Here is a 20,947-nt window from a genome sequence, read left to right on the forward strand (position 1 = left end):
ATGAAAATTTTGGTAACTGGCGGTGCGGGCTTCATTGGGTCGGCAGTGGTGCGCCATGCAATTGCTCAGGGGCACGAAATCGTCAATTTGGACGCTCTGACCTATGCAGCCTGTTTGGACAATGTGGCGTTGGTTGCGGATGATCCAAAATATGCGTTCGAACAGGTCGATATTCGCAATCGCGCTGCATTAGACACTGTTTTTGCCAAGCATACGCCAGATGCTGTGATGCATTTGGCCGCCGAAAGCCATGTGGATCGGTCTATCGACGGACCTGCAGATTTTATCGAGACCAACATCACAGGCACCTTCAATCTGCTGGAGGCCGCACGCGCCTTTTGGGAGGGACAAGGTCGCCCCGATACGTTTCGGTTCCACCATATTTCGACCGATGAGGTCTTTGGTTCGTTGGGCGCTACGGGCCAGTTTACGGAAAGCACTCCTTACGATCCAAACAGTCCCTATTCCGCCTCCAAAGCGGCCTCTGATCATTTGGTTCGTGCCTGGGCAGAGACCTATGGGCTGCCTGTGGTTCTGACGAATTGTTCGAACAACTATGGCCCGTTTCACTTTCCCGAAAAGCTGGTTCCTGTGGTGATCCTGAACGCATTGGCCGGTAAGGATATTCCGATTTATGGCAAGGGCGACAACGTACGTGATTGGCTATACGTGGAAGATCACGCCGACGCCTTGCTGACAGTTTTGCAAAAGGGTGAACTCAAGCGCAGCTATAACATCGGCGGCGAAAACGAAGCCCAGAATGTTGAGATCGTAAAAATGATCTGCGCCATTTTGGATGAAAAACGTCCCAAAGACGCGCCCTATGCGGATCAGATCACCTATGTGGCGGATCGGCCCGGTCATGACCAACGGTATGCGATTGATCCCACGCGTATTGCAACCGAGTTGGGCTGGCGCCCGTCTGTTACCTTGCAAGAGGGTCTTGAACTGACGGTTCAATGGTATCTGGACAATGAGGACTGGTGGCGCGCCTTGCAGAACCGGTCAGGCGTTGGGACTCGTTTGGGGACCAAAGCATGATCCTCGTTTTTGGCAAATCCGGCCAAGTGGCGACAGAGTTGGCGGCCCTGCCAGACACCCAGTGTTTTGGTCGTGACGCCGCAGATCTAACTGATCCTGCCAGCTCTGCTGCGTTGATTTTGCAGCACGCGCCCAGCGCTGTGATCAATGCCGCCGCTTACACGGCTGTAGACAAGGCAGAAGAAGACGAGGACACAGCCCATCTGGTCAATGCCCAAGCCCCGGCCGCTATGGCGCGAGTTTGCGCAGAAATGGGCATTCCGTTTGTTCATATCTCGACCGATTATGTGTTTGACGGCTCTGGAACAGCGCTGTGGCAGCCGACAGATCCTGTGGCACCACTGGGCGCCTATGGCCGTACGAAACTGGCGGGCGAGCAGGCCGTTAGCGACAGCAAAGGCATCTTTGGTATTTTGCGCACATCTTGGGTGTTTTCTGCCCATGGCAATAACTTTGTCAAAACCATGCTGCGCCTTGGTGCCAGCCGGGATGCGCTGACGATTGTGGCCGATCAAATTGGCGGACCGACCGCAGCGCGGGATATTGCGCAAACCTGTCATGTGATGGCGCTGCAATTGGCAGAGGATGCGACAAAATCCGGGGTCTATCACTTTGCCGGGGCCCCTACGCTAAGTTGGGCCGATTTCGCCCGCGCAATTTTCGCGAAGGCCGGATTGGATGTCGCCGTCACAGACATTCCCAGCAAAGACTATCCAACACCCGCTGCACGCCCTGCAAATTCCCGCATGGACTGCACAACAACGACCCAAGCCTTTGGCGTACCCCCTTGTGATTGGGACGCGGCGCTGGACGCGGTTTTGGAACAATTGAAGGACACCTCAGCATGACCCAGCGCAAAGGTATTATTCTGGCGGGCGGTTCTGGCACGCGACTTTATCCGATCACTCAAGGTGTATCCAAGCAACTGCTGCCGATTTATGACAAACCCATGATCTACTATCCGCTGAGTGTTTTGATGCTGTCGGGTATCCGCGAGATCGCGATCATCACAACGCCCCATGATCAGGCACAATTTATGAACCTTCTAGGGGATGGCAGCCAGTTTGGTTTGTCTTTGACCTTTATCGTTCAACCCAAACCCGAAGGGCTGGCCCAAGCTTATATCCTGGCCGAAGATTTTCTTGATGGCGCGCCCAGCGCAATGGTTTTGGGCGACAACATTTTCTTTGGGCACGGTTTGCCACAGATGTTGGAAAATGCCGGTGGCAAGGGGACAGGCGGTACTGTCTTTGGCTATCGTGTGGCCGATCCCGAGCGCTACGGCGTGGTGGAATTTGACCAAGATGGTCAGGCGAAATCCATCGTTGAAAAACCGGAGCAGCCCAAGTCGAATTACGCCGTGACAGGTTTGTATTTTCTGGATGGCGATGCCTCCAAACGCGCCCGTGCGGTTGAACCATCGGAACGTGGCGAGTTGGAAATTACCACATTGCTTGAGATGTATCTGGACGAAGGCAGCCTGAGCGTTGAACGCATGGGGCGCGGCTTTGCTTGGTTGGATACAGGCACCCATGCCAGCCTATTGGATGCTGGAAACTTTGTGCGAACCCTAACAGAACGCCAAGGCCAGCAAGTGGGCAGCCCCGAGGAAATCGCCTACGCGAGCGGCTGGATCAACGACGCGCAGCTGGCCGAGCGGGCCAAGCTATATGGCAAAAACGCCTATGGCGCCTATCTGGCGAACCTGCCAGCGCAATATAGCTGATCGCAGCGGCATGTTGCGGCAGGTCTGGTCCCTGTATCGACGGTATCTGCGGCAGCATCTCAGCGTCGTCCACAAAGGGAGACGGATCTTAACGGACCAAGGTCAACGGGTAGGCACCATTGATCGGCTTCAAATACGCAATAATCAACTTGTCGTCTCGGGCTGGATCTTGATTGATGGGGGGCGATATGCGGATAACGGTGCAGAGTATAAAATCACCAAACGCCTGCGTCGCGGCGATGTTCCCGGTCAAGATGCCGCCAGTTTTGGATATGGTTTTGAGGTGTTTCGCCCGTCTTCCAGCCTAAGCGGTGTTTTGCTGTTTGAAGACGGCGATACAACGGTTCATCACAATATTTACCGGCGACACCTGTCGGTCCTAAAAGTCTTGAGTGTTATACGATTGTCCGCGAGATTTCTGGCGACATGCGTGACCATGATGCCATCGGCTATTGCCTTTTTGTCCAACAGATCCCCCGCAGCGCGGCGACGGCTTGTTGATGCGTTTGGCTTCTCGCATGTGACACGCGCCTTAGCCTTGGATGACGCAGAAATTTTAAATGATTTGGGGCCAAACAAGCCAAGTTATCCAAAATCGGTAACGGTCATTGTGCCGGTCTATAATGCCTTCGACCTGTTACCACAGTGTCTTGAGCGCATCGTCAAAAATGCCGATTTGCCCCTGCGTCTGATCATTGTCGAAGACTGTTCAACGGATGCGCGGGTACGGCCCTATTTGGAAGGCTGGATTGCAGCACAGGACTTTGACGTCATTCCGATTTGGAACCAAGAGAACCTAGGTTTTGTTAAATCCGTGAATGCAGCTTTTGAGCGAGCGATTGAATATGATGTCCCTGCGGTTCTGATCAACTCTGATGCCATGTTGCCTGCCAATTGGACGACCCGCCTTGTTGATCCGATTGCACAGGACGATTTAGTCGCCAGTGTGACGCCACTATCCAACAATGCCGAGATCACAAATGTTCCAGTCATCGTACAGGCTCGTGATCTGGAACTGGGTATGGTGGATCAGTTAGACGCTACGGCGAAAACCGGTCAAGGCAGATGGCAAAGTGCACCAACGGGCGTCGGGTTTTGCATGGCCTTGAACCCAATTTTTCTGAAGATCTTTCCGCAATTCGATACAGTCTTTGGAGCAGGCTACGGCGAAGAAGTGGACTGGTGCCAAAAGGCCATACAACGCGGTGGCCGTAATGTCGTGCAGCCCCGGCTTTTTGTGGAACATGTTGGCGGGCTTTCGTTTGGGGACACCGCCAAATCGCAAAAAATTGCCCTGAACGGACGGATTATCACCGACCGCTACCCGGGTTATGATGCTAGCGTACAGGAATGGATTGCGACGGATCCGATCCTGACAGCACGGCTGCGGATGGCCTTGCGATGGGCCGAACTTGCATCGGTTGAACCTGTGCCGATTTACGTGGCGCACAGTTTGGGCGGTGGGGCAGATGTGTATCTGTCGCATAAGATCAAGGAACGGCTTAGCGAGGACCAGCCTGTCATTGTCCTGCGCGTTGGCAGTATGATGCGCTGGCGCATAGAGGTACATTGCCCACAAGGGACAACAATTGGAGAGACAGACAGCACCGAGGCCATGCAGGCATTATTAGACACTGTTTCACGCAAAACGCTCATTTTTTCCTGCGTGGCAGGTGACACGGACGCGATCGAAATACCCTCAATTATGCTGGAGCTTTTGAACGAGACCTCGGGGTTTGAGATTTTGCTGCATAATTTTTACGTAGTCACGCCAACCTATAGTTTTGTCGACAACACCCAACGCTACACTGGACTGGCCCCCTACATAGATCCGGCACCGGGCGCGCGCATGGAACAGGGCGTCGACTTGCATCATTGGCAATCTACATGGCGCCCCGCCTTGGAGCGGGCAACGCGGGTCGTTGCTTTCTCGAAAAATTCTGCCGAGATTTTCAGCCAAGTCTATCCCAGCTACCGCGACAAAGTGGATGTGGTTCCGCATCAATTGCCATTCACACCTGCCCCGATCAAGCAGCCAGAGACGGCGCGTCGTTGCGTGGGGATCCTCGGGAATTTGAATGTTGAAAAAGGTGCCGAGGTCGTCGTGGCCTTGGGTCGACTTTTGCGCAAGGATCAAGCCTTTGATGTGGTCGTCTTGGGCGAAATTGATCCGCTGTTTTCCCTTCCCGAAACGATCAAACATCACGGCGCCTACCGGCAAACGGACTTAACTGATTTGGTCGAACGCTACATGATTACGGATTGGCTTATTCCGTCGGTTTGTCCTGAAACCTTTTCCTACACGACCCACGAAGCGATCGCGACGACGTTGCCTGTCACGTGCTTTGATCTTGGGGCCCAAGCCGAAGCGGTGGGGAAAGTGCAACAGGGCCACGTGTTGCCATATGGTTCAGCAACTGAATTGGCGCAACGTGCTTTTGTTCATTTTACAAAACCACTAAACCCAACCTAACCTTTGCATTTTTTAGAGTACGGAATTTTTAATGAAACCCAACACGATCATGCGTCGCATCAGCGGGATTACCACAAGTTTTGGGGATTTATCCGATCTGGATTTGGTGTTTTATCGCACCTACTACGGTGATCTGGCCGAAATGGATGATGCAGCCCTTGCCGCGCATTATCGCAACTACGGCAAAAGTGAGGGACGTTATCCGAACAATGCGGCGGCAGTTCTAGGATTCCAGAACGACCCTGAGATGCCGTATGGATTTTCGGCGCAGGCCTATCTGGCTGCAAACTTGGATGTCCGAGATTCGGTTCAGTATCCAGCGCAGGCCTTGGCGCATTTCAAGCAACACGGGATTTCAGAGCAACGCGCGGCCTATGACGGGTCCCTTGCGGTGCCCAGTTTCGATAAATCGACCCGCGCGCTTACAGGTGCGGATCGTAAGGATTGGCGCAAATGGTTGGCGATTCAATTTGAAAAGGACAGCCACGCCGACGTGTTGGCGGCCCATCCCCGCATGGCCTATTTGCCCGGCGGGTTCAACCTTGCCTCCTATATCGCGCATAACATCACGGACTTGCCATCCGACCTCAGCCCCTATGAGGCGTTTTTTCATTTTCTTGAATTTGGATTGGAAGACGGCCTGCGGTTTGAGCCCGCGGCCCTTGATCTGAATTTCATCGATGACTACCACAACATTACCATCAATCGCGCGCTGCCCAGCGCTACTCAGGTTGTCTCGCTCAAAGTGACCAAAGGCCGTCTGCCATGGGACCTGATTTATCTGAACGCAGGCGAATTGATGGCCAGCTATGGCTTTAGCGGCGTGCAGCTGGATACGATCTTTGATCACGAGTATTACCATGCTTTGGCCAGCGCCGATGCGCCTGATCTGCCTTTGACCCGCGCCGCTTGTGCCGAGCATTTCTGCACAAAAGGTTTTCAAAAACTTTTGCCGCTGCATCAAGATTACGTCTTTGATCCAGAGTTCTATGTGACGCGTTATAGCGATGCGTTGCACAAATACGGATTGGCCATTGCTGGCTATTCGCCGTCAGACATTTTGCCGATTTATGTGCACTATCTGCAAGTTGGGATCGCAGATCAAATGCAGCCAAATCTGCACGTAGATTTCGAGCATGAGTTTGATGTGCGCCTGCCGCAGGATATCGATGATTTACTCGCAGTCTACCGTTTGGAACACGACGCACTGCCAGCAGATGCCAAAGATTTCCATGTCCTCAACGAGATTGCGACGAATTGCAATCGCGCTTTGTTTATGGTGCCAGTGACATCGACCCCCATCGCTGATTTCCTGACTGCTCTGGCGGATAAATACGCAACCTCTGGCCGCGAGGGCGTGGCCGAGAAACTGTATTGGGTGGTGGTGAACGCAGGGATTGGCGCGGGGCGTGCCAAGCGTCATTTGGGTGATTTGTACCAACGGCAAGGCAAAGACGAAGTCGCCTTGATGCTGCGTCGTGAAATGCTGACCAACGCATCACATCGCAACGAATGGACTTTTGTGCATGTGGCCAACAGCCTGAAGGCCCGCGGTGACATGCTGGGGGCCTCGCAGATTTGGAACTTTGCCAGCGACGCGACACCGGGTGATTACTATTTGTCCAGCAATGCCAATGAGAGTGCAAAACAAGCGTTTGACCATATTTGGGGACGTCTGCCCAAATACATTGCGGCTTACGGCGTCGAACAAACCCAATCCGATTTGAAACGTGCCTTGGATTACTGCGCGCCGACGGTGAAGCCTGTCACATCCCATCAGCCTGTCAAAAAGGTCGCCCTGATTGCTAATCTGGACCTGCCACAGTGCAAGCTCTACCGGGTCGATCAAAAAGCGGATCACCTGCGGGCTGCGGGATATGAAGTAGCAGTCTTTGGTCTGAACACAGGCATCGACAGCTTTATCGAACAGATGAAAGATTTCGAGGCGGCGATTTTCTTTCGGGTGCCTGCATTCCCCAAAATAATCGACGCGATCACGGGGGCGTCCCAATACGGCATCGCTACGTTTTACGAGATTGACGACGTGGTCTTTGACACAGATCATTTCCCGCCGGCCTTTAAAACCTATGCGGGCACGATCACCCAGACGCAATATGACGCGATGGCCTGCGGTGTTCCGTTGTTCGCCAAAGCGATGCAACTTTGCGACTATGGCATTGCCTCGACCCCGACCATCCAAACGTTGATGCAAAAGTTCGTCCGCACAGGGCAGGTCTTTGTTCATCGTAATGCGCTGGGCCAGTTGCATGAATTTGTGATGGAAACGGAACAAGCCCGGGTCAAAGACACCGCGACCAAACCGATCCGCATTTTCTATGGGTCCGGCACCAAGGCCCACAAACAAGATTTCCACGAGATTATTGAGCCTGCATTGGCGGCGGTTGCAGAAAAATACGGCAAGAAAGTCGAGATTTTTCTGGTCGGTCATTTTGGGGAATTCAAAGCGCTGGATCCCAAGCGACATAATCTGCGCTCTATTGAGCCGATTTGGGATTTTGAGGACTACTGCGCGTTGCTGGCAAAATCCGATATCAACTTATCCGTCCTTGCGCCTTCACTGGTGACCGACGCCAAGAGCGAGATCAAATGGATGGAAGCCGCCATGTTGGGGATCCCATCGGTGGTCAGTCGCACGGCCACGCATTCCGAAGTGATCCGCGACGGTGAAACCGGGTACCTTTGCGATGATGCTGCCGATTTCACCAAGCACCTTATGACTTTGATGGGCGATGCAGATTTGCGCCAGAAGATCGGCGAACAAGCCAAGCAACAAGTGTTTGCCGAATATTCGGTTCAGACCATGGCCAGCAATATCAAAGGTATCCTCACCGCAGTTACGCCAGAGCAAAAAGTTCGCAAAAAACTGTTGGTGGTCAATGTGTTTTACCCGCCGCAATCAATTGGCGGTGCGACACGCGTTGTGCGCGACAACGTAACCTTGCTGAAAGAACAGTATGGCGACGAGTTTGACATCGACGTTCTGTGCACGTTGCAGGGCGGGCCCACACCCTATGAAATCCAGCACTATGCCCACAACGGCGTGCGGGTGTTTTCGATCACATCTGCCTCTATCCCGAATGTGGATCAGAACCCCAAAGATCCTAAAATGGCCGAGGCGTTTACCCAATGCCTCAGCCAGATCAAGCCCGATCTGATACATTTTCACTGCATCCAACGCCTGACTGCTTCGATTGCGGATGTGGCGCGGCAGCAGAAAATTCCCTACGTGATCACCGCCCATGACGGGTGGTGGATCTCGAAAAATCAGTTCCTGATCGATGATGACGACAAGATTTCAACATATGACTACCGGGTTGAAGCCTTTGACAGCACCGCTGCCCGCAACGTCCGGTTGGGGGATCTGCGCAAGCCGCTCTTTGGTGCCAAGAAGGTGCTGGCGGTTTCGCCGAGTTTTGAGAAAATCTACAAAGACGCAGGCGTTGAGCACACGATAACCATCGAAAATGGTGTCTCCCATCTGCCGTCTTGTGATCGCAAGCCATCGGCCAGTGGTCGCGTACGTCTGGCCCATATTGGCGGCATGTCGCGACACAAGGGCTTTCACTTGGTCAAGTCGGCTCTGCTGGCAAATACGTTTGAAAATCTCGAATTACTGGTGATCGATCATGCCATGAACAAGGGCGAGATGCGTCAAGAGGTTTGGGGCGCCACCGAAGTCACCTTTAAAGCCAAGTTGGAGCAAGGGGATGTGGGGCTGCTCTATGGTATGATCGACGTGTTGCTGGCGCCATCGCTTTGGCCGGAAAGCTACGGACTGGTCACGCGCGAGGCCTTGTCGACGGGGGCTTGGGTTGTTGCCTCGGATCGTGGCGCCGTGGGCGCGGACGTGATCGAGGGCGAGAACGGATATATCGTATCGCCTGACAGTTACGTGGGCCTGTCGGGTGCTTTGGCGAAAATCAATGCGGATCCCGAGACCTATCGCAACCCGCCTGCCATTGAAACAACCCTGCGGATCGTGGATGCACAAGTGGCCGAAACCGTCGCCTTATATCGTGAGATTTTGGACGGTGAGTAAGCCGCCTATTCGAACATCATCTTGGGGTCTTTGTATTTCCCGGGACGCATGAAATCGACGATCTTGTCTTTGTTCGGCGGGATACCTGTGCCCAAAAATTCGGCCATTTCTTCAAGGAACACTTCGGGCTGTTGCGCGGCTTTCTCATAGGAGACGGCAATCGCAGGCGCGCCGCATAATTCTGCGATGCGCAGGTTCTTAATCTCGGCCCGCAAGCGCTGTAAAATCGCCCGCTCGGTCGAAATTTGGTGCGGTGCACCAGCACGGATCGAGGCGGGAATCGGATCGCGAAAGACCAGCACAAGGTGCGGGTTACGCACATGGGTCAGGACGTCCTCAAGATAGCGGTTCGCCGAAGGGTATTTCCAGCCCCACGTGCCTTTGGTCTTGTTGCGCTCGTCGATGGCGGCGATCATGCTGTCGACAAACTCTTCGCGGGTCAGATCATTCTTGTCCATGTTGAACTGGTAGTCTTCGAGGTTCACGGGCAGGTCGGTGCCAATGTCGATCCCCAAGCCATACATCGCACCTGCGACCATGCTGGTTCCACCACGCGGAGAGCCGTAACAAATCACGGTTTTGTCCACGTCCGCCGGAGATGGCGCGGGCCCGAAACTCAAGGATGTCACTTTGCTCATATCGTCGTCCTCAATTGTCTTTGCCGTGCTGTGACGCAGGTCTTCCCGGTACTTTTGCCAGTATTGAAATGAATTTGAAATGCGTTTTGAACAGTATCCATGATTTCGGAGCTAAATCCGGCCCAAGATTGCCAAAAAGACCATCAAACTGGTCTGTGCAGGTTTATGTCGGTGGAGACCCAGCTGTTTGAACACCCGGCCTCGGGAAATTCCTGCCTTGGGTGCGGCCCGCCAAGTGTCTAGGATATGCTGGTTCTGCGGGGTTAAATGATGACGCGCTGCTTGCAGTGCCTTATGTTGAACGTTGGCCCATCCACGCCAATCTTGGCCCATGAGTTGGATCATACGGCGTAGCGTCTGCATCGAACCCTCGTTCGCCCCCAAGACATTCGTCCCGTGCTGACGGTAGATCACCAGCGGTGTTTCATCAAAGATCACCCGTGCGCCAATCCCCGTCATGATCTGATAGAGCCACCAATCATGGTGGGCTATTTGATCTGGTGCACCGATGTTTCGTAAAGCGCGGAGGGCGGCTTGGTTTAGAACGATGGTGTTACCAGCCGCACGGTTCTGGATCAGTGCATTCTCAAAACTGGGCGCGGGGCTGAGGGGTTTGGATGGTCGTTGATGTTCAAGGTTGGCATCGGACACCAATGTGCGACCCGCATAAAGAACTGGCTGCGGTACATCGATCAACGGCAGGATATGGGCAAGTTTTTGAGGCAACCAAACGTCGTCATGATCCGCCAAGGCGCAGGGCTGATCCGGTAATTCGGGATGGTAGAGCATGGACAAAAAATTCATTGCTGCACCGTCTTGGGGTCCGCTCAAAAGGCGCATCTTCCCATCGGATCGCTCGGTTTGAAAGTCTTTTAGGATGGCAAGCGTGTTATCGGTGGATCCATCGTCGCTGGCCCATAGGATCCAGTTGGAAACACTTTGGTCAGCGAAAGAGGCCAATTGTGCAGGCAAGAAGCGCCCACCGTTGTAGCACGCCATCGCAATGGTGCAGTCCACCGCTTAGATCTCCAGAATATCGCGGTTGTACCGACGCAGAAAAACCAGTCCAAAGACAGCCATCGCAAGGCTGACCCCGAACACATATTCAGGGGTCACGTATTGGCCGTCGTAGTTGGGGTAAAACGCGGTGCGCAGCATACCAATGATATGCACCATCGGATTGTACCAAAGATAGTCGCGGATCGGCTGAGGCACGCTTTCGAACGTGAAGAAGATGCAAGAAATGAACAAAAGGGGGCGATTGGCAATGGCCCAAACCCGCTGCCACACAGGGAACATCGAAATCAAAAAGCAGTTCATCGCGCCCACACCAAAAGCTAAAGCAGCCAACATGGCACAGCCTAGTGCAATCTGTGGGACCACAAGTGTGGTTCTGGTCTCGTAGAGTAGGAGGATGCCCGAGATCACGATGTAGCCCACCAAAACCTGGGTCAAAAGGTTCAGCACATATCGACTGAGCACGGCATCGCCCCATGTCACCGCAGGATAGGCCAGCAAGGGTTTTGAGAATTGGATCGACCCCGCCATTTTTTGGCTGATGTCCATATACATCAAGAAGGGGACCACCCCTGTGGCATAGAAAATCGGAAAGTTGATGCCTAGGGCCGGGGATTTGAAACCGATAGAAAATATGTAGGTCAGCAAGGTGATACCAATCACGGGTTCCAGGATTGCCCAGATATAGCCGCCCGGCGATTTGCCATAGGTTGTGGCCATTTCGCGCAGCATCAAGGCAAACATCACCCGCAGGGTCGGTAGGCTGCGGCGTTGTATTTTTGCCGCTTCGCTAAGTCCAGAAGGGGTGTTGATATCTGCGCTCATCTGCCGATCACTGAATGGTTCTAGTCATGCTTAACGCAATTGTTTAAGCTATGCACTAAACCTACAGGACCCTTGTTGACGTGACAAACCCCCTTAAGACCATCGATCCTGCGCGGCCAAGCGCATCAGATGTGTCCGCCGATCCTATTCTCACAGTTCAGGACCCAGCAAAGATCGGGCCACCCGCGCCGGCGATTGTTGCCAATGTTTCTGAGGCTGCATCACGGGAAATGGATACAGATCAGCCTAAATCCGATACCCCCGAGGTCGATCCAGAAAAACCCAAAGACACAAGCGAAGCAAAAGGCACCACGGTAGCAAAAGACACAGCGGGCGATGAACCTACCAAGGCAGGCAACGGATTGGGTGGTGGTAAGGGCCAGGGTAAGGGTAAGGGCCTCGGCAAGGGTAAAGGCTTGGGCAAAGGCAAAGGCCTTGGCAAGGGAAAAGGAAACGGTCAGGGCAAGGGACAAGGCAAGGGTCAGGGGAAAAATCAAGGGCAGGGCTTGGGTAAAGGAAAGGCGGCTGAGGCCGTGGCCAAACGGGCCGAGCCTGTCCAACGGATCGTATATGCCCCTGCTCAGGCGGGTCGGACAAAGACACGGCATCTGGGTATTTTGTTCAGTTTTTTACTGTGGGTTATTTTGCCGACTGCCGGCACTGGCTGGTACTTGTACGAACGTGCCACGGATCAATATGCGTCCTACGTGGGCTTTTCCGTTCGCAAAGAAGAGCTGTCTTCTGCCGTGGAAATCTTGGGCGGTGTCACGGGATTATCTGGCTCAAGCTCGTCGGACACGGACACACTATACAAGTTTTTGACCAGCCAAGAATTGGTAAAGGCCGTCGATAATGAACTTGATTTGGAAGCGATGTGGTCCAAGGCGGATGCCTCGCTGGATCCTGTTTTTGCCTACACAGCCGGGGGAACAATCGAGGATTTGGTCAGCTATTGGGAACGGATGGTCAAGGTCTACTACGACAGTGGTTCAGGCCTACTAGATTTGCGTGTTGCCGCTTTTTCGCCGGATGATGCACAGAAGATTGCGCAACAGATTTATGATGAATCTACTAATATGATCAACCGGTTGACGGACATCGCGCGCAACGATGCGATCCGTTATTCATCAGATGAACTGACCCGTGCGGTGGAGCGTTTGAAACAAGCCCGCGAAGTGGTAACGAAGTTTCGCAACACCAATCAATTGGTGGATCCTGCGACGGTTGTAAGCGGTCAGTCGGGCCTATTGAACACGCTGCAACAACAGCTGGCCGAGGTGTATATCGAGCGTGACTTGCTGGTGGAAAATGTACCTTCCACGGATCCGAGGTTGACGCAGCTGGAACTCAAAATCCGCGTGATCGAAAACCGTATTGAAGAAGAACGGCGCAAGCTGGGGATTGGTGGCGAAGGGTCAGACGCGTCTGCATTCGCCAATATTTTTGGCGAGTATGAGCGCCTAATCGTGGATCGTGAATTTGCCCAAGAAAGCTATACGGCAGCTTTGGTGGCCTATGATGCCGCCCAAGCGGAGGCGCAGCGTCAGACGCGCTATTTGGCAGCACATGTACGACCTACTTTGGCGGAACGATCTGATCTACCTGACAGACCGATGATATTTGCGATTTCTTTCCTGTTTATCTTTTTGTCATGGGTGATTTTGATTCTTGTGGCCTACAGCTTCCGGGATCGGCGGTAAGGGCGCGCCGGAATGATCGAACTGCGCAATCTTACAAAACGGTTCATCATGCGCGGGCAGGAAAAAATTGCCATTGATGATGTGTCTGCAATCTTTCCGTCCGGTGTCGCCGTGGGCCTTTTGGGCCGCAACGGTGCTGGGAAAAGTACCCTTTTGAAAATGATCTCTGGCGCCATGGATCCGACCTCGGGCGAGATTTTGACGACCGGCGCGATCTCTTGGCCCGTTGGCTTTGCAGGGTCGTTTCACCCAGATATGACCGGTATTCAGAACACACGGTTTGTGGCGCGGATCTACGGGGTCGATACAGATCAACTGGTTGATTTTGTATACGATTTTTCGGAATTGGGGCGGCAGTTTAATATGCCGGTCCGCAGTTATTCATCCGGTATGCGATCCCGCTTGGCCTTTGGAATATCCATGGGTGTCCCCTTTGATACCTACCTTGTGGACGAGGTCACGGCTGTAGGGGATCAAGCCTTTCGGGACAAAAGCAACCAAGTGTTTCAGGCCCGCCTCGAACACGCCGGCGCTATCATGGTGTCCCACTCGATCGGCATGTTGCGCGATAATTGTCAGGCTGGCGCTGTTTTGGAAAGGGGCCAGATGGAGTTCTACGACGACATCAACGACGCCATCGACGTCCACTTGGAAAACATGCGTAAAGTGCGGCCCGACTAGGACCAGCTAGACTTCATTTATCTTTCGATATCTTTTGGTCAATTTGGTAAGTTGATCCAGCATAGGTCGCCGGTCCTCTTCGATCTGTGCAACAAATTCGGCGTTTTCAGCGCGAAACTGCTCTTCCATTTCCATGTTACGAGACGTTCCAAGCTTGCTGTGTTCAGATTCCGTGGGGATCAGATCGCGCGGGATCTGTTTTGTGCCGATATGACGGGCAAGAACGCTGAGCAATTGATACTGAGGGACTTTGGTCATGCTTTCATAGCATATCCGCAAAGGCTTTAGATCATATCGTTCAATCATGGCTTCGGTGGCAATTTCGGCTGTGCGATTGTGCATCAGCCATTTCTTTATGACGCTTGAATCGTACTGAAAGCTGGTGTCTGCCTGGTCTACCTCTTCGTCGGAAAAAGCAGCTGTGTGTCCAACACCTGTCGTTACCATCTTGGCAAGGGATACGGCCTGAGCGACGGGATTCTTGCGGATGAGCCAGATGAATTTATTGTCACCAAAATGCTGCATGAAATGATCTTCACTGTCGAAAACGGCATTGAGTTGATGATAGGTAATTTCAAACCCGTGGACGCCACCGCGTGCGCGACGACGCAGCAAAATCTCGATGTGTTGATCCAATGTCTGTACATTCAGGCCCTGTACCATTTTGGGAATGAAGCCTGGATTAAAAGCCTCGCCTGGAAGGCCCAGTTTTTTCGTTTGAGAGATCACATCTGTCAGCCACGAGCTACCTGATCGAGCTGTGAACAAAATGACATACCGTTTCTGAGCAACAGGTGAGCGTAACCTTTTTGCGTAGAGGTCCGGATCAAAGTTCGGATTTTCGAACAAGTTTTTCTTGAACATCAACAGGTCCCAAAATCGGTAACTTTATCCACTTAGAAATCTAGGTTTTCCACGCTCAACGCGTTGGTTTGGATAAACTCGCGGCGCGGCTCAACCACGTCGCCCATAAGTTTGGTAAACAGATCATCTGCTTCGGCAACATCGTCGATTTTAACCTGCAGCAAAGTCCGCGCATCTGGGTCCAGCGTGGTTTCCCACAGCTGATCTGGGTTCATCTCGCCCAGACCTTTGTAGCGTTGCAGGCTGAGGCCTTTTTCGCCCTCGGTCAAAATCGCAGCCAACAGTTCAAGCGGTCCATTGATCACCTGATTGCGATCCTTACGCTGCAAGGTTGCAGGCAGGCCATAGGTATCTTGTAGGCTTTGTGTGAAAGTCCCACTGCGGCGCGCCTCACCTGAGCGCAGCATTTTGCCATCCAACGTACGGACTTCTTCGACGCCGCGTAGGATCCGCGCGAGGCGCATGCCGTGGTCTTGGGTAATGCGGCCTTGCCAGCCACGTTCCCATTCCAGCGCAATGAGGTTCAAACGGGCAGCAACCTTGTCCGCAGTGCCTTGCAAATCACTATCCACAGCACCCGGGGCAAAAGCGCCAGCGATAGCGGCCTGTTCCAGAATGTGACGTGGGTAATGCGTAGGGAAGTTTTCCAACACGCGCTTGAGCTGACGGGCCTCATTGACCACACGGGCCAGATCCTGACCCATAATCTCGTCGCCATTGCCTTGGCGCAGGATCGCGCCCTCTACGCCTTGTTCGATCAAATAATCATCCAGAGCTGGCTGGTCTTTGAGGTAGACCTCGGACTTGCCACGGCTGACTTTGAACAACGGCGGCTGAGCAATATACAGGTAACCACCTTCGATCAGTTCAGGCATTTGACGGAAGAAGAATGTAAGCAACAGCGTTCGAATATGCGCGCCATCCACATCCGCGTCGGTCATGATGACGATCTTGTGGTAGCGTAGTTTTTCTATGTTGAATTCATCCCGACCGATGCCAGTGCCAAGGGCCATAACGAGGTTACCGATCTCTTGGCTGCCCAGCATCCGATCAAACCGGGCACGTTCCACGTTTAGGATCTTACCACGCAGCGGCAACACGGCCTGAGTTTGACGATCACGCCCTGTCTGCGCCGATCCACCAGCGCTATCACCCTCCACAAGGAAGACTTCGGTTTTGGACGGGTCCTTCTCGGAACAGTCCTTTAGCTTGCCTGCGAGGAAGTTCACATCCATTGCTGTCTTGCGCCGAGTCAATTCGCGGGCCTTGCGAGCCGCTTCGCGAGCGTGGGCCGCTTCGATGATCTTGCTGACGATCATCTTGGCTTGAGCGGGGTTTTCTTCGAACCATTCGGCCAACTTTTCGTTCACCAGACCTTCAACCGCGGGGCGTACTTCTGAACTGACCAGCTTATCTTTGGTTTGGGAACTAAATTTGGGGTCCGGCACTTTGACAGACAACACGCAGGTCAGGCCCTCACGCGCGTCGTCGCCTGTAAAGCTGATCTTTTCCTTCTTCGCGATCCCGCTGGATTGCGCGTAGTTGTTGATCGTACGGGTCAGCGCGCCTCGAAAACCCGCCATGTGAGTTCCGCCATCGCGCTGAGGGATGTTGTTGGTAAACGGCAGGACGTTCTCGTGGTAGCTGTCGTTCCACCACATCGCGACCTCAACGCCGATATCATCGCGCGTTCCGGTTACAAAAATCGGTTCCTCAAACATCGATGTTTTCGAGCGGTCGAGGTATTTCACGAATTCCTTCACACCGCCGTCGTAATACAATTCGGTCTGGAGCGGCTCTGCGGGGCGTTCGTCCTTGAGGATGATTTTGACGCCTGAGTTCAGGAAGGCCAATTCGCGCAATCGCTTTTCCAAAGTCTCGAAGGAGTATTCGAGGTTGGAAAACGTTTCCGTGGAGGCCAAGAAGCGCACCTCTGTGCCCTTGCGGCCATTTGCGTCACCCACGACTTTGAGGTGCTCTGTTGTCTCGCCATGGCCAAATTTCGCAATATGCTCTTTGCCGTCACGCCACACGCGCAATTCCAGCCAAACGGACAGGGCGTTGACAACGGAGACACCCACGCCGTGAAGACCGCCGGATACTTTGTAAGAATTGCTGTCAAACTTACCGCCAGCATGCAGCTGAGTCATGATGACCTCGGCGGCAGAAACGCCTTCTTCCTCGTGCATACCAACGGGAATGCCACGGCCGTTATCGCTGACCGAAACACTGCTATCGGCATGGATTGTGACGCTGACATGATCCGCGTGACCAGCCAGAGCCTCATCAATTCCGTTATCGACGACTTCATAGACCATGTGGTGCAAACCGCTACCATCGTCTGTATCACCGATGTACATTCCAGGGCGCTTGCGCACCGCCTCTAAGCCCTTGAGAACTTTGATAGAATCGGCGCCGTATTCTTCTGGATTTTGGTCTTGGTCGGACATGCTCTGCCTTTACGCTTAGTTGCGCAAAATATACCCTTTTTTCAGAGGTTTGTCACGCGAATGACCCTATATTTTGTGTTTGCCTTAGGTAAAGCCGATGACGATGCCGACCCCGATCAAAAGCATCCCTGCAGTGATATTCATCCGGCGCAAGGCGTTAGGGGATTTCAGAACGCTACGCACCTTATCCACAGAGGCAGCCAGCATAAGATTGCCCAGCAGCGGCACGATCAAGCTGAGGAAACATATCGCTACAATGTCGAGCCATGTGACCTGTGTCAGATCAAAAAATCCCGGCAACACGCCCATATAAAAGAGGATCGCTTTGGGATTACCGAGGATCACGACCAAGCCTGCGACAAAGCCTGCCCACATACCCGGACGCGTCAGGCGGCTGTCACTGCCCAGTTCCTTGCCGGCATTGCGGATCAGCAAAATCCCCATGCTCACAAACATCACGACTGCGACCCAGCGCAGCACATCCATGAACCACGCAAATTCCGACACCAACCAAGTGACGCCCAAGATCGCGAGGAGTGGCCACAGGACGTCGCCCACCACAACGCCCAGTGCCAGTGGCCATGCGGATCGAAAGCCGCCTGACAACGCACGGGCAAGCAAGGCCACCCAAACGGGCCCAGGGGTTAAGAACAGGATAAACAGAGCCCCTGCATACAGCAGCAAGTCCCAAGGTGTCGCGGTCATTTAATTTTACCGTCATCATCCAAGGGCCAGAACGGGTTGAAAGCGAATTCCCAGATATGCCCATCGGGATCCGCGACATAGGACGAATACCCGCCCCAAGCCATTTTGTTGGGTTCAGCGACTGCCGTTGCACCGGCTTTGATCGCAGCGGCAAAGGCCAAGTCCACTTCGGCTTCGGTATTGTAGTTTTGCGCGATGGTGGTGGAGCCTTTGCCCAGTTCGCTTGCGTCGCGCTTTTGCTCGGCTGCCAGCATGTCCAGCGGGAACAGGCCAAACTTGGCCCCACCCATGTCAAAGAAAGCGACATTTTCCAGCACTTCTTCGGGCACCCATCCGATGGCCTTGTAGTAAGCGACGCTGCGGGTCAGATCCGCCACGCCAAGAGTGATCAGATTGATGCGATTGGAGTTCATAGCAAAACCTTATGTGTGGGGCGTGACCATTGAAGTACCGTCAGCTTCGGTCACTTCGAAGTAAAGCGCCCGATCGCCGAGACTGTCAAACAGATGTGTCTCGGTTCCGGTCATCCATGCCTGCGCACCCAGCGCCGAGATCTCATCATAAAGGGCCGCACGACGGTTTGCATCCAGATGGGCAGCAACCTCGTCCAGCAAAAGGATCGGAGGCATACCAAGGGTGGCCTTGAGCGCCCGCGCATTGGCAAGGATCAAAGAGATCAACAGCGCCTTTTGTTCGCCTGTGGAACATAGCTTGGCTGGCACGTCCTTAGCCCTGTAGACCGCATCCAGATCGGTGCGGTGTGGGCCGGTTAGTGTGCGGCCTGCGCGCATGTCCGCATCCCTACCATCCCGCAACGCCTGTGCCAGATCGTCGGCTTGGTCACTGTCATGGTCATTGGCAGATATCAGCGCCAAGTCAGCGTTGGGAAATTCGGTTTGCACATCTTTTTGGGCGTCGACCAAATGATCCAGCGCCATATTGCGGTTCGCCGTGATCGCAGCCCCGGCTGTAGCCATCTGATCCTCAAGGGCGCGATACCATGAGGCATCGGTGATCCCATCCTTGAGCAGGCGATTGCGCTGGCGCATGGCCTTTTCATAGGTCAAAGCAACCTCCGCATGACGTGGCTCAAAACTGAGGGTCATGCGGTCCATAAAGCGCCGTCGCCCATCAGCGCCCTCGATCCAAAGACGGTCCATTGAGGGCACCAGCCACAGCACACGCGCAATACGCCCCAGCATGATCTGTGAGGCCGGTTTGCTGTCGATGCGCACAGTCCGCGCGGCATTGGCTTGGGATGTGGTCTCAACCTCGTGGGTTTGACCCAGCGAAGTGAGCACGCTTGAGATTTTCCATCCCAGATCCTCTGGACGCTTGGCCATGTCGCTGGCCGCTGCATTGCGCAGGCCGCGCCCCGGCGAGATCAGCGAGACAGCCTCAAGAATATTGGTTTTACCAGCTCCATTGGGCCCAAAAAGAGCAACAGGGCGCGCATCAACATCCAAAAGAGCCGATTTATGCGACCGAAAATGCGCAAGTTTAAGTTGGGATAGCGCCAGTTGTGTCACACCGCGCCCCTTTGGACTGCCTTAGACGCGCATCGGCATGACGACATAAACCGCCGAGGTGTCGTTGCCTTCTTGCATCAAGGTTGGATCACCTGCGGAATTGAACAAGAACACAGCGTTTTCGCGGTCCACTTGGCTGGCGATTTCCAAAAGGTACTTGGCGTTGAATCCAATCTCGAGATTTTCGTCACTGTAGGCCACGGCCAGTTCTTCTTCGGCAGCACCGCTGTCCGGCGCGTTGACCGATAGGGTCAGTTTGTCTTCTTCCAACGATAGTTTGACTGCGCGAGAGCGTTCCGAGGAAACAGTCGCCACACGGTCCACAGCCTTAGCAAAGTCCGACGCATCCACCTCAAGCTTGCGGGTGTTGCCCTGCGGGATGACGCGTGTGTAATCCGGGAAGGTTCCGTCGATCACTTTGGATGTCAGTGTGATGTTCTCAGTTGCAAAGCGAACTTTGGTTTCAGAAACAGACACGGCGATTTTTGCATCGTCATCATCCAGAAGCTTGCGCAATTCACCGACGGTTTTGCGCGGCACGATCACACCGGGCATATCACTGGCCCCATCGGGCAGGTCTGCATCAATACGTGCCAAGCGGTGGCCGTCTGTCGCGACACAGCGCAGGTTTTGACTGCCTGCACCATCTGCGATGTGCATATAGACGCCGTTTAGGTAATAGCGGGTTTCCTCGGTGGATATGGCGAATTTCGATTTGTCGAACAAGCGACGCAAAACCGGTGCATCGGCAGCAAAGTTCGCACTGTATTCGGAATTGGCCATGACGGGAAAATCTTCTTTAGGAAGCGTGGCCAAGTTAAAATTCGAACGCCCAGCCTCAACCGTCAGACGTCCAGCCGCACTGTCATCTGTAAGGGTCACGAGGGCCCCATCGGGCAGTTTGCGGACGATTTCGTGCAGGGTTACGGCAGAGACTGTCGTCGCCCCCGCCCGTTCGACCTGCGCCAGTGTTTTGTCGACAACTTCGATGTCCAAATCCGTGGCGCGGAATTGAACATTCTCGCCCTCAGCTTCTATCAGCACATTGGCCAAGATCGGGATCGTGTTGCGACGCTCTACGACGGATTGGGCTTGCGCCACGGCCTTGAGCAGCATTGCCCGTTCGATACTGAATTTCATGCCCCAGGACTCCTTGCGCAAAAACCCCAAAGATGCGGAACACCCGGGACCGCGAGGTTACCCAATTTCAGGGCAGGCTCAAGCGATATTTACCTGTA

The 20,947-nt window shown here is 53.8% G+C and carries 16 protein-coding genes; 7 read left to right on the forward strand and 9 right to left on the reverse strand.

Annotated features, from left to right (window positions below; all coding sequences use genetic code 11):
• Genes rfbB through ACIRQ6_RS16495 form a run of 5 tightly spaced genes read left to right on the forward strand, consistent with a single transcriptional unit; the run spans position 1 to position 9,300 of the window.
• Positions 1–1,041 (forward strand): dTDP-glucose 4,6-dehydratase, encoded by a 1,041-nt coding sequence (rfbB, locus tag ACIRQ6_RS16475; RefSeq protein WP_420861691.1) that lies wholly within the window; start codon positions 1–3, stop codon positions 1,039–1,041.
• Positions 1,038–1,889 (forward strand): dTDP-4-dehydrorhamnose reductase, encoded by an 852-nt coding sequence (gene rfbD, locus ACIRQ6_RS16480; protein ID WP_420861692.1) that lies wholly within the window; start codon positions 1,038–1,040, stop codon positions 1,887–1,889. Before rfbB ends, rfbD begins: the two co-directional genes overlap by 4 nt.
• A complete protein-coding gene (rfbA, locus tag ACIRQ6_RS16485) occupies positions 1,886–2,767 on the forward strand; it encodes a glucose-1-phosphate thymidylyltransferase RfbA (protein WP_420861693.1) in 882 nt (293 codons plus the stop codon). The genes rfbD and rfbA overlap by 4 nt, the downstream gene beginning before the upstream one ends.
• Complete coding sequence (locus tag ACIRQ6_RS16490; protein ID WP_420861694.1) at positions 2,727–5,240, forward strand: glycosyltransferase; 2,514 nt, start codon at positions 2,727–2,729, stop codon at positions 5,238–5,240. Before rfbA ends, ACIRQ6_RS16490 begins: the two co-directional genes overlap by 41 nt.
• Positions 5,241–5,271: 31 nt before the next feature.
• Complete coding sequence (locus tag ACIRQ6_RS16495; RefSeq protein WP_420861695.1) at positions 5,272–9,300, forward strand: glycosyltransferase; 4,029 nt, start codon at positions 5,272–5,274, stop codon at positions 9,298–9,300.
• A 5-nt stretch (positions 9,301–9,305) separates the two neighbouring features.
• On the opposite strand, the gene ACIRQ6_RS16500 is transcribed toward ACIRQ6_RS16495, so the two are convergent.
• The 3 genes from ACIRQ6_RS16500 to ACIRQ6_RS16510 all read right to left on the reverse strand — a co-directional run bounded on the left by ACIRQ6_RS16500 (position 9,306) and on the right by ACIRQ6_RS16510 (position 11,780).
• On the reverse strand, positions 9,306–9,938 hold the full coding sequence (locus tag ACIRQ6_RS16500) for a hypothetical protein (RefSeq protein ID WP_420861697.1): 633 nt from the start codon (positions 9,936–9,938) through the stop codon (positions 9,306–9,308).
• A gap of 111 nt (positions 9,939–10,049) precedes the next feature.
• On the reverse strand, positions 10,050–10,937 hold the full coding sequence (locus ACIRQ6_RS16505; RefSeq protein ID WP_420861698.1) for a glycosyltransferase: 888 nt from the start codon (positions 10,935–10,937) through the stop codon (positions 10,050–10,052).
• A gap of 21 nt (positions 10,938–10,958) precedes the next feature.
• Complete coding sequence (locus ACIRQ6_RS16510; RefSeq protein WP_420861700.1) at positions 10,959–11,780, reverse strand: ABC transporter permease; 822 nt, start codon at positions 11,778–11,780, stop codon at positions 10,959–10,961.
• Positions 11,781–11,860: 80 nt separating this feature from the next.
• Here ACIRQ6_RS16510 and ACIRQ6_RS16515 point away from each other — a divergent pair, with 80 nt between their 5' ends.
• Positions 11,861–13,480, forward strand: coding sequence for a capsule biosynthesis protein (locus ACIRQ6_RS16515; RefSeq protein WP_420861702.1), 1,620 nt, complete (start codon positions 11,861–11,863; stop codon positions 13,478–13,480).
• 12 nt (positions 13,481–13,492) lie between these two features.
• A complete protein-coding gene (locus ACIRQ6_RS16520) occupies positions 13,493–14,161 on the forward strand; it encodes an ABC transporter ATP-binding protein (protein ID WP_420861704.1) in 669 nt (222 codons plus the stop codon).
• Between the two features lie 6 nt (positions 14,162–14,167).
• On the opposite strand, the gene ACIRQ6_RS16525 is transcribed toward ACIRQ6_RS16520, so the two are convergent.
• The 6 genes from ACIRQ6_RS16525 to dnaN form a co-directional block, all read right to left on the reverse strand.
• Entirely contained in the window at positions 14,168–15,025 is an 858-nt protein-coding gene (locus ACIRQ6_RS16525) for a Stf0 family sulfotransferase (protein WP_420861705.1), read from the reverse strand.
• 32 nt (positions 15,026–15,057) lie between these two features.
• On the reverse strand, positions 15,058–17,475 hold the full coding sequence (gene gyrB, locus ACIRQ6_RS16530; protein ID WP_420861706.1) for a DNA topoisomerase (ATP-hydrolyzing) subunit B: 2,418 nt from the start codon (positions 17,473–17,475) through the stop codon (positions 15,058–15,060).
• 84 nt (positions 17,476–17,559) lie between these two features.
• Positions 17,560–18,180: a LysE family translocator gene (locus ACIRQ6_RS16535; RefSeq protein WP_420861707.1), complete on the reverse strand. Its 621-nt coding sequence runs from the start codon at positions 18,178–18,180 to the stop codon at positions 17,560–17,562.
• Positions 18,177–18,593, reverse strand: coding sequence for a VOC family protein (locus ACIRQ6_RS16540; RefSeq protein WP_420861708.1), 417 nt, complete (start codon positions 18,591–18,593; stop codon positions 18,177–18,179). Before ACIRQ6_RS16540 ends, ACIRQ6_RS16535 begins: the two co-directional genes overlap by 4 nt.
• A gap of 9 nt (positions 18,594–18,602) precedes the next feature.
• On the reverse strand, positions 18,603–19,709 hold the full coding sequence (gene recF, locus ACIRQ6_RS16545) for a DNA replication/repair protein RecF (RefSeq protein ID WP_420861709.1): 1,107 nt from the start codon (positions 19,707–19,709) through the stop codon (positions 18,603–18,605).
• A 21-nt stretch (positions 19,710–19,730) separates the two neighbouring features.
• Positions 19,731–20,849, reverse strand: a complete 1,119-nt coding sequence (gene dnaN, locus ACIRQ6_RS16550) for a DNA polymerase III subunit beta (RefSeq protein WP_420861710.1) — start codon at positions 20,847–20,849, stop codon at positions 19,731–19,733.
• Positions 20,850–20,947: the final 98 nt, after the last annotated feature.

Origin of the sequence: Algirhabdus cladophorae (assembly GCF_044772865.1) — a bacterium.
Lineage (GTDB): Bacteria > Pseudomonadota > Alphaproteobacteria > Rhodobacterales > Rhodobacteraceae > Algirhabdus > Algirhabdus cladophorae.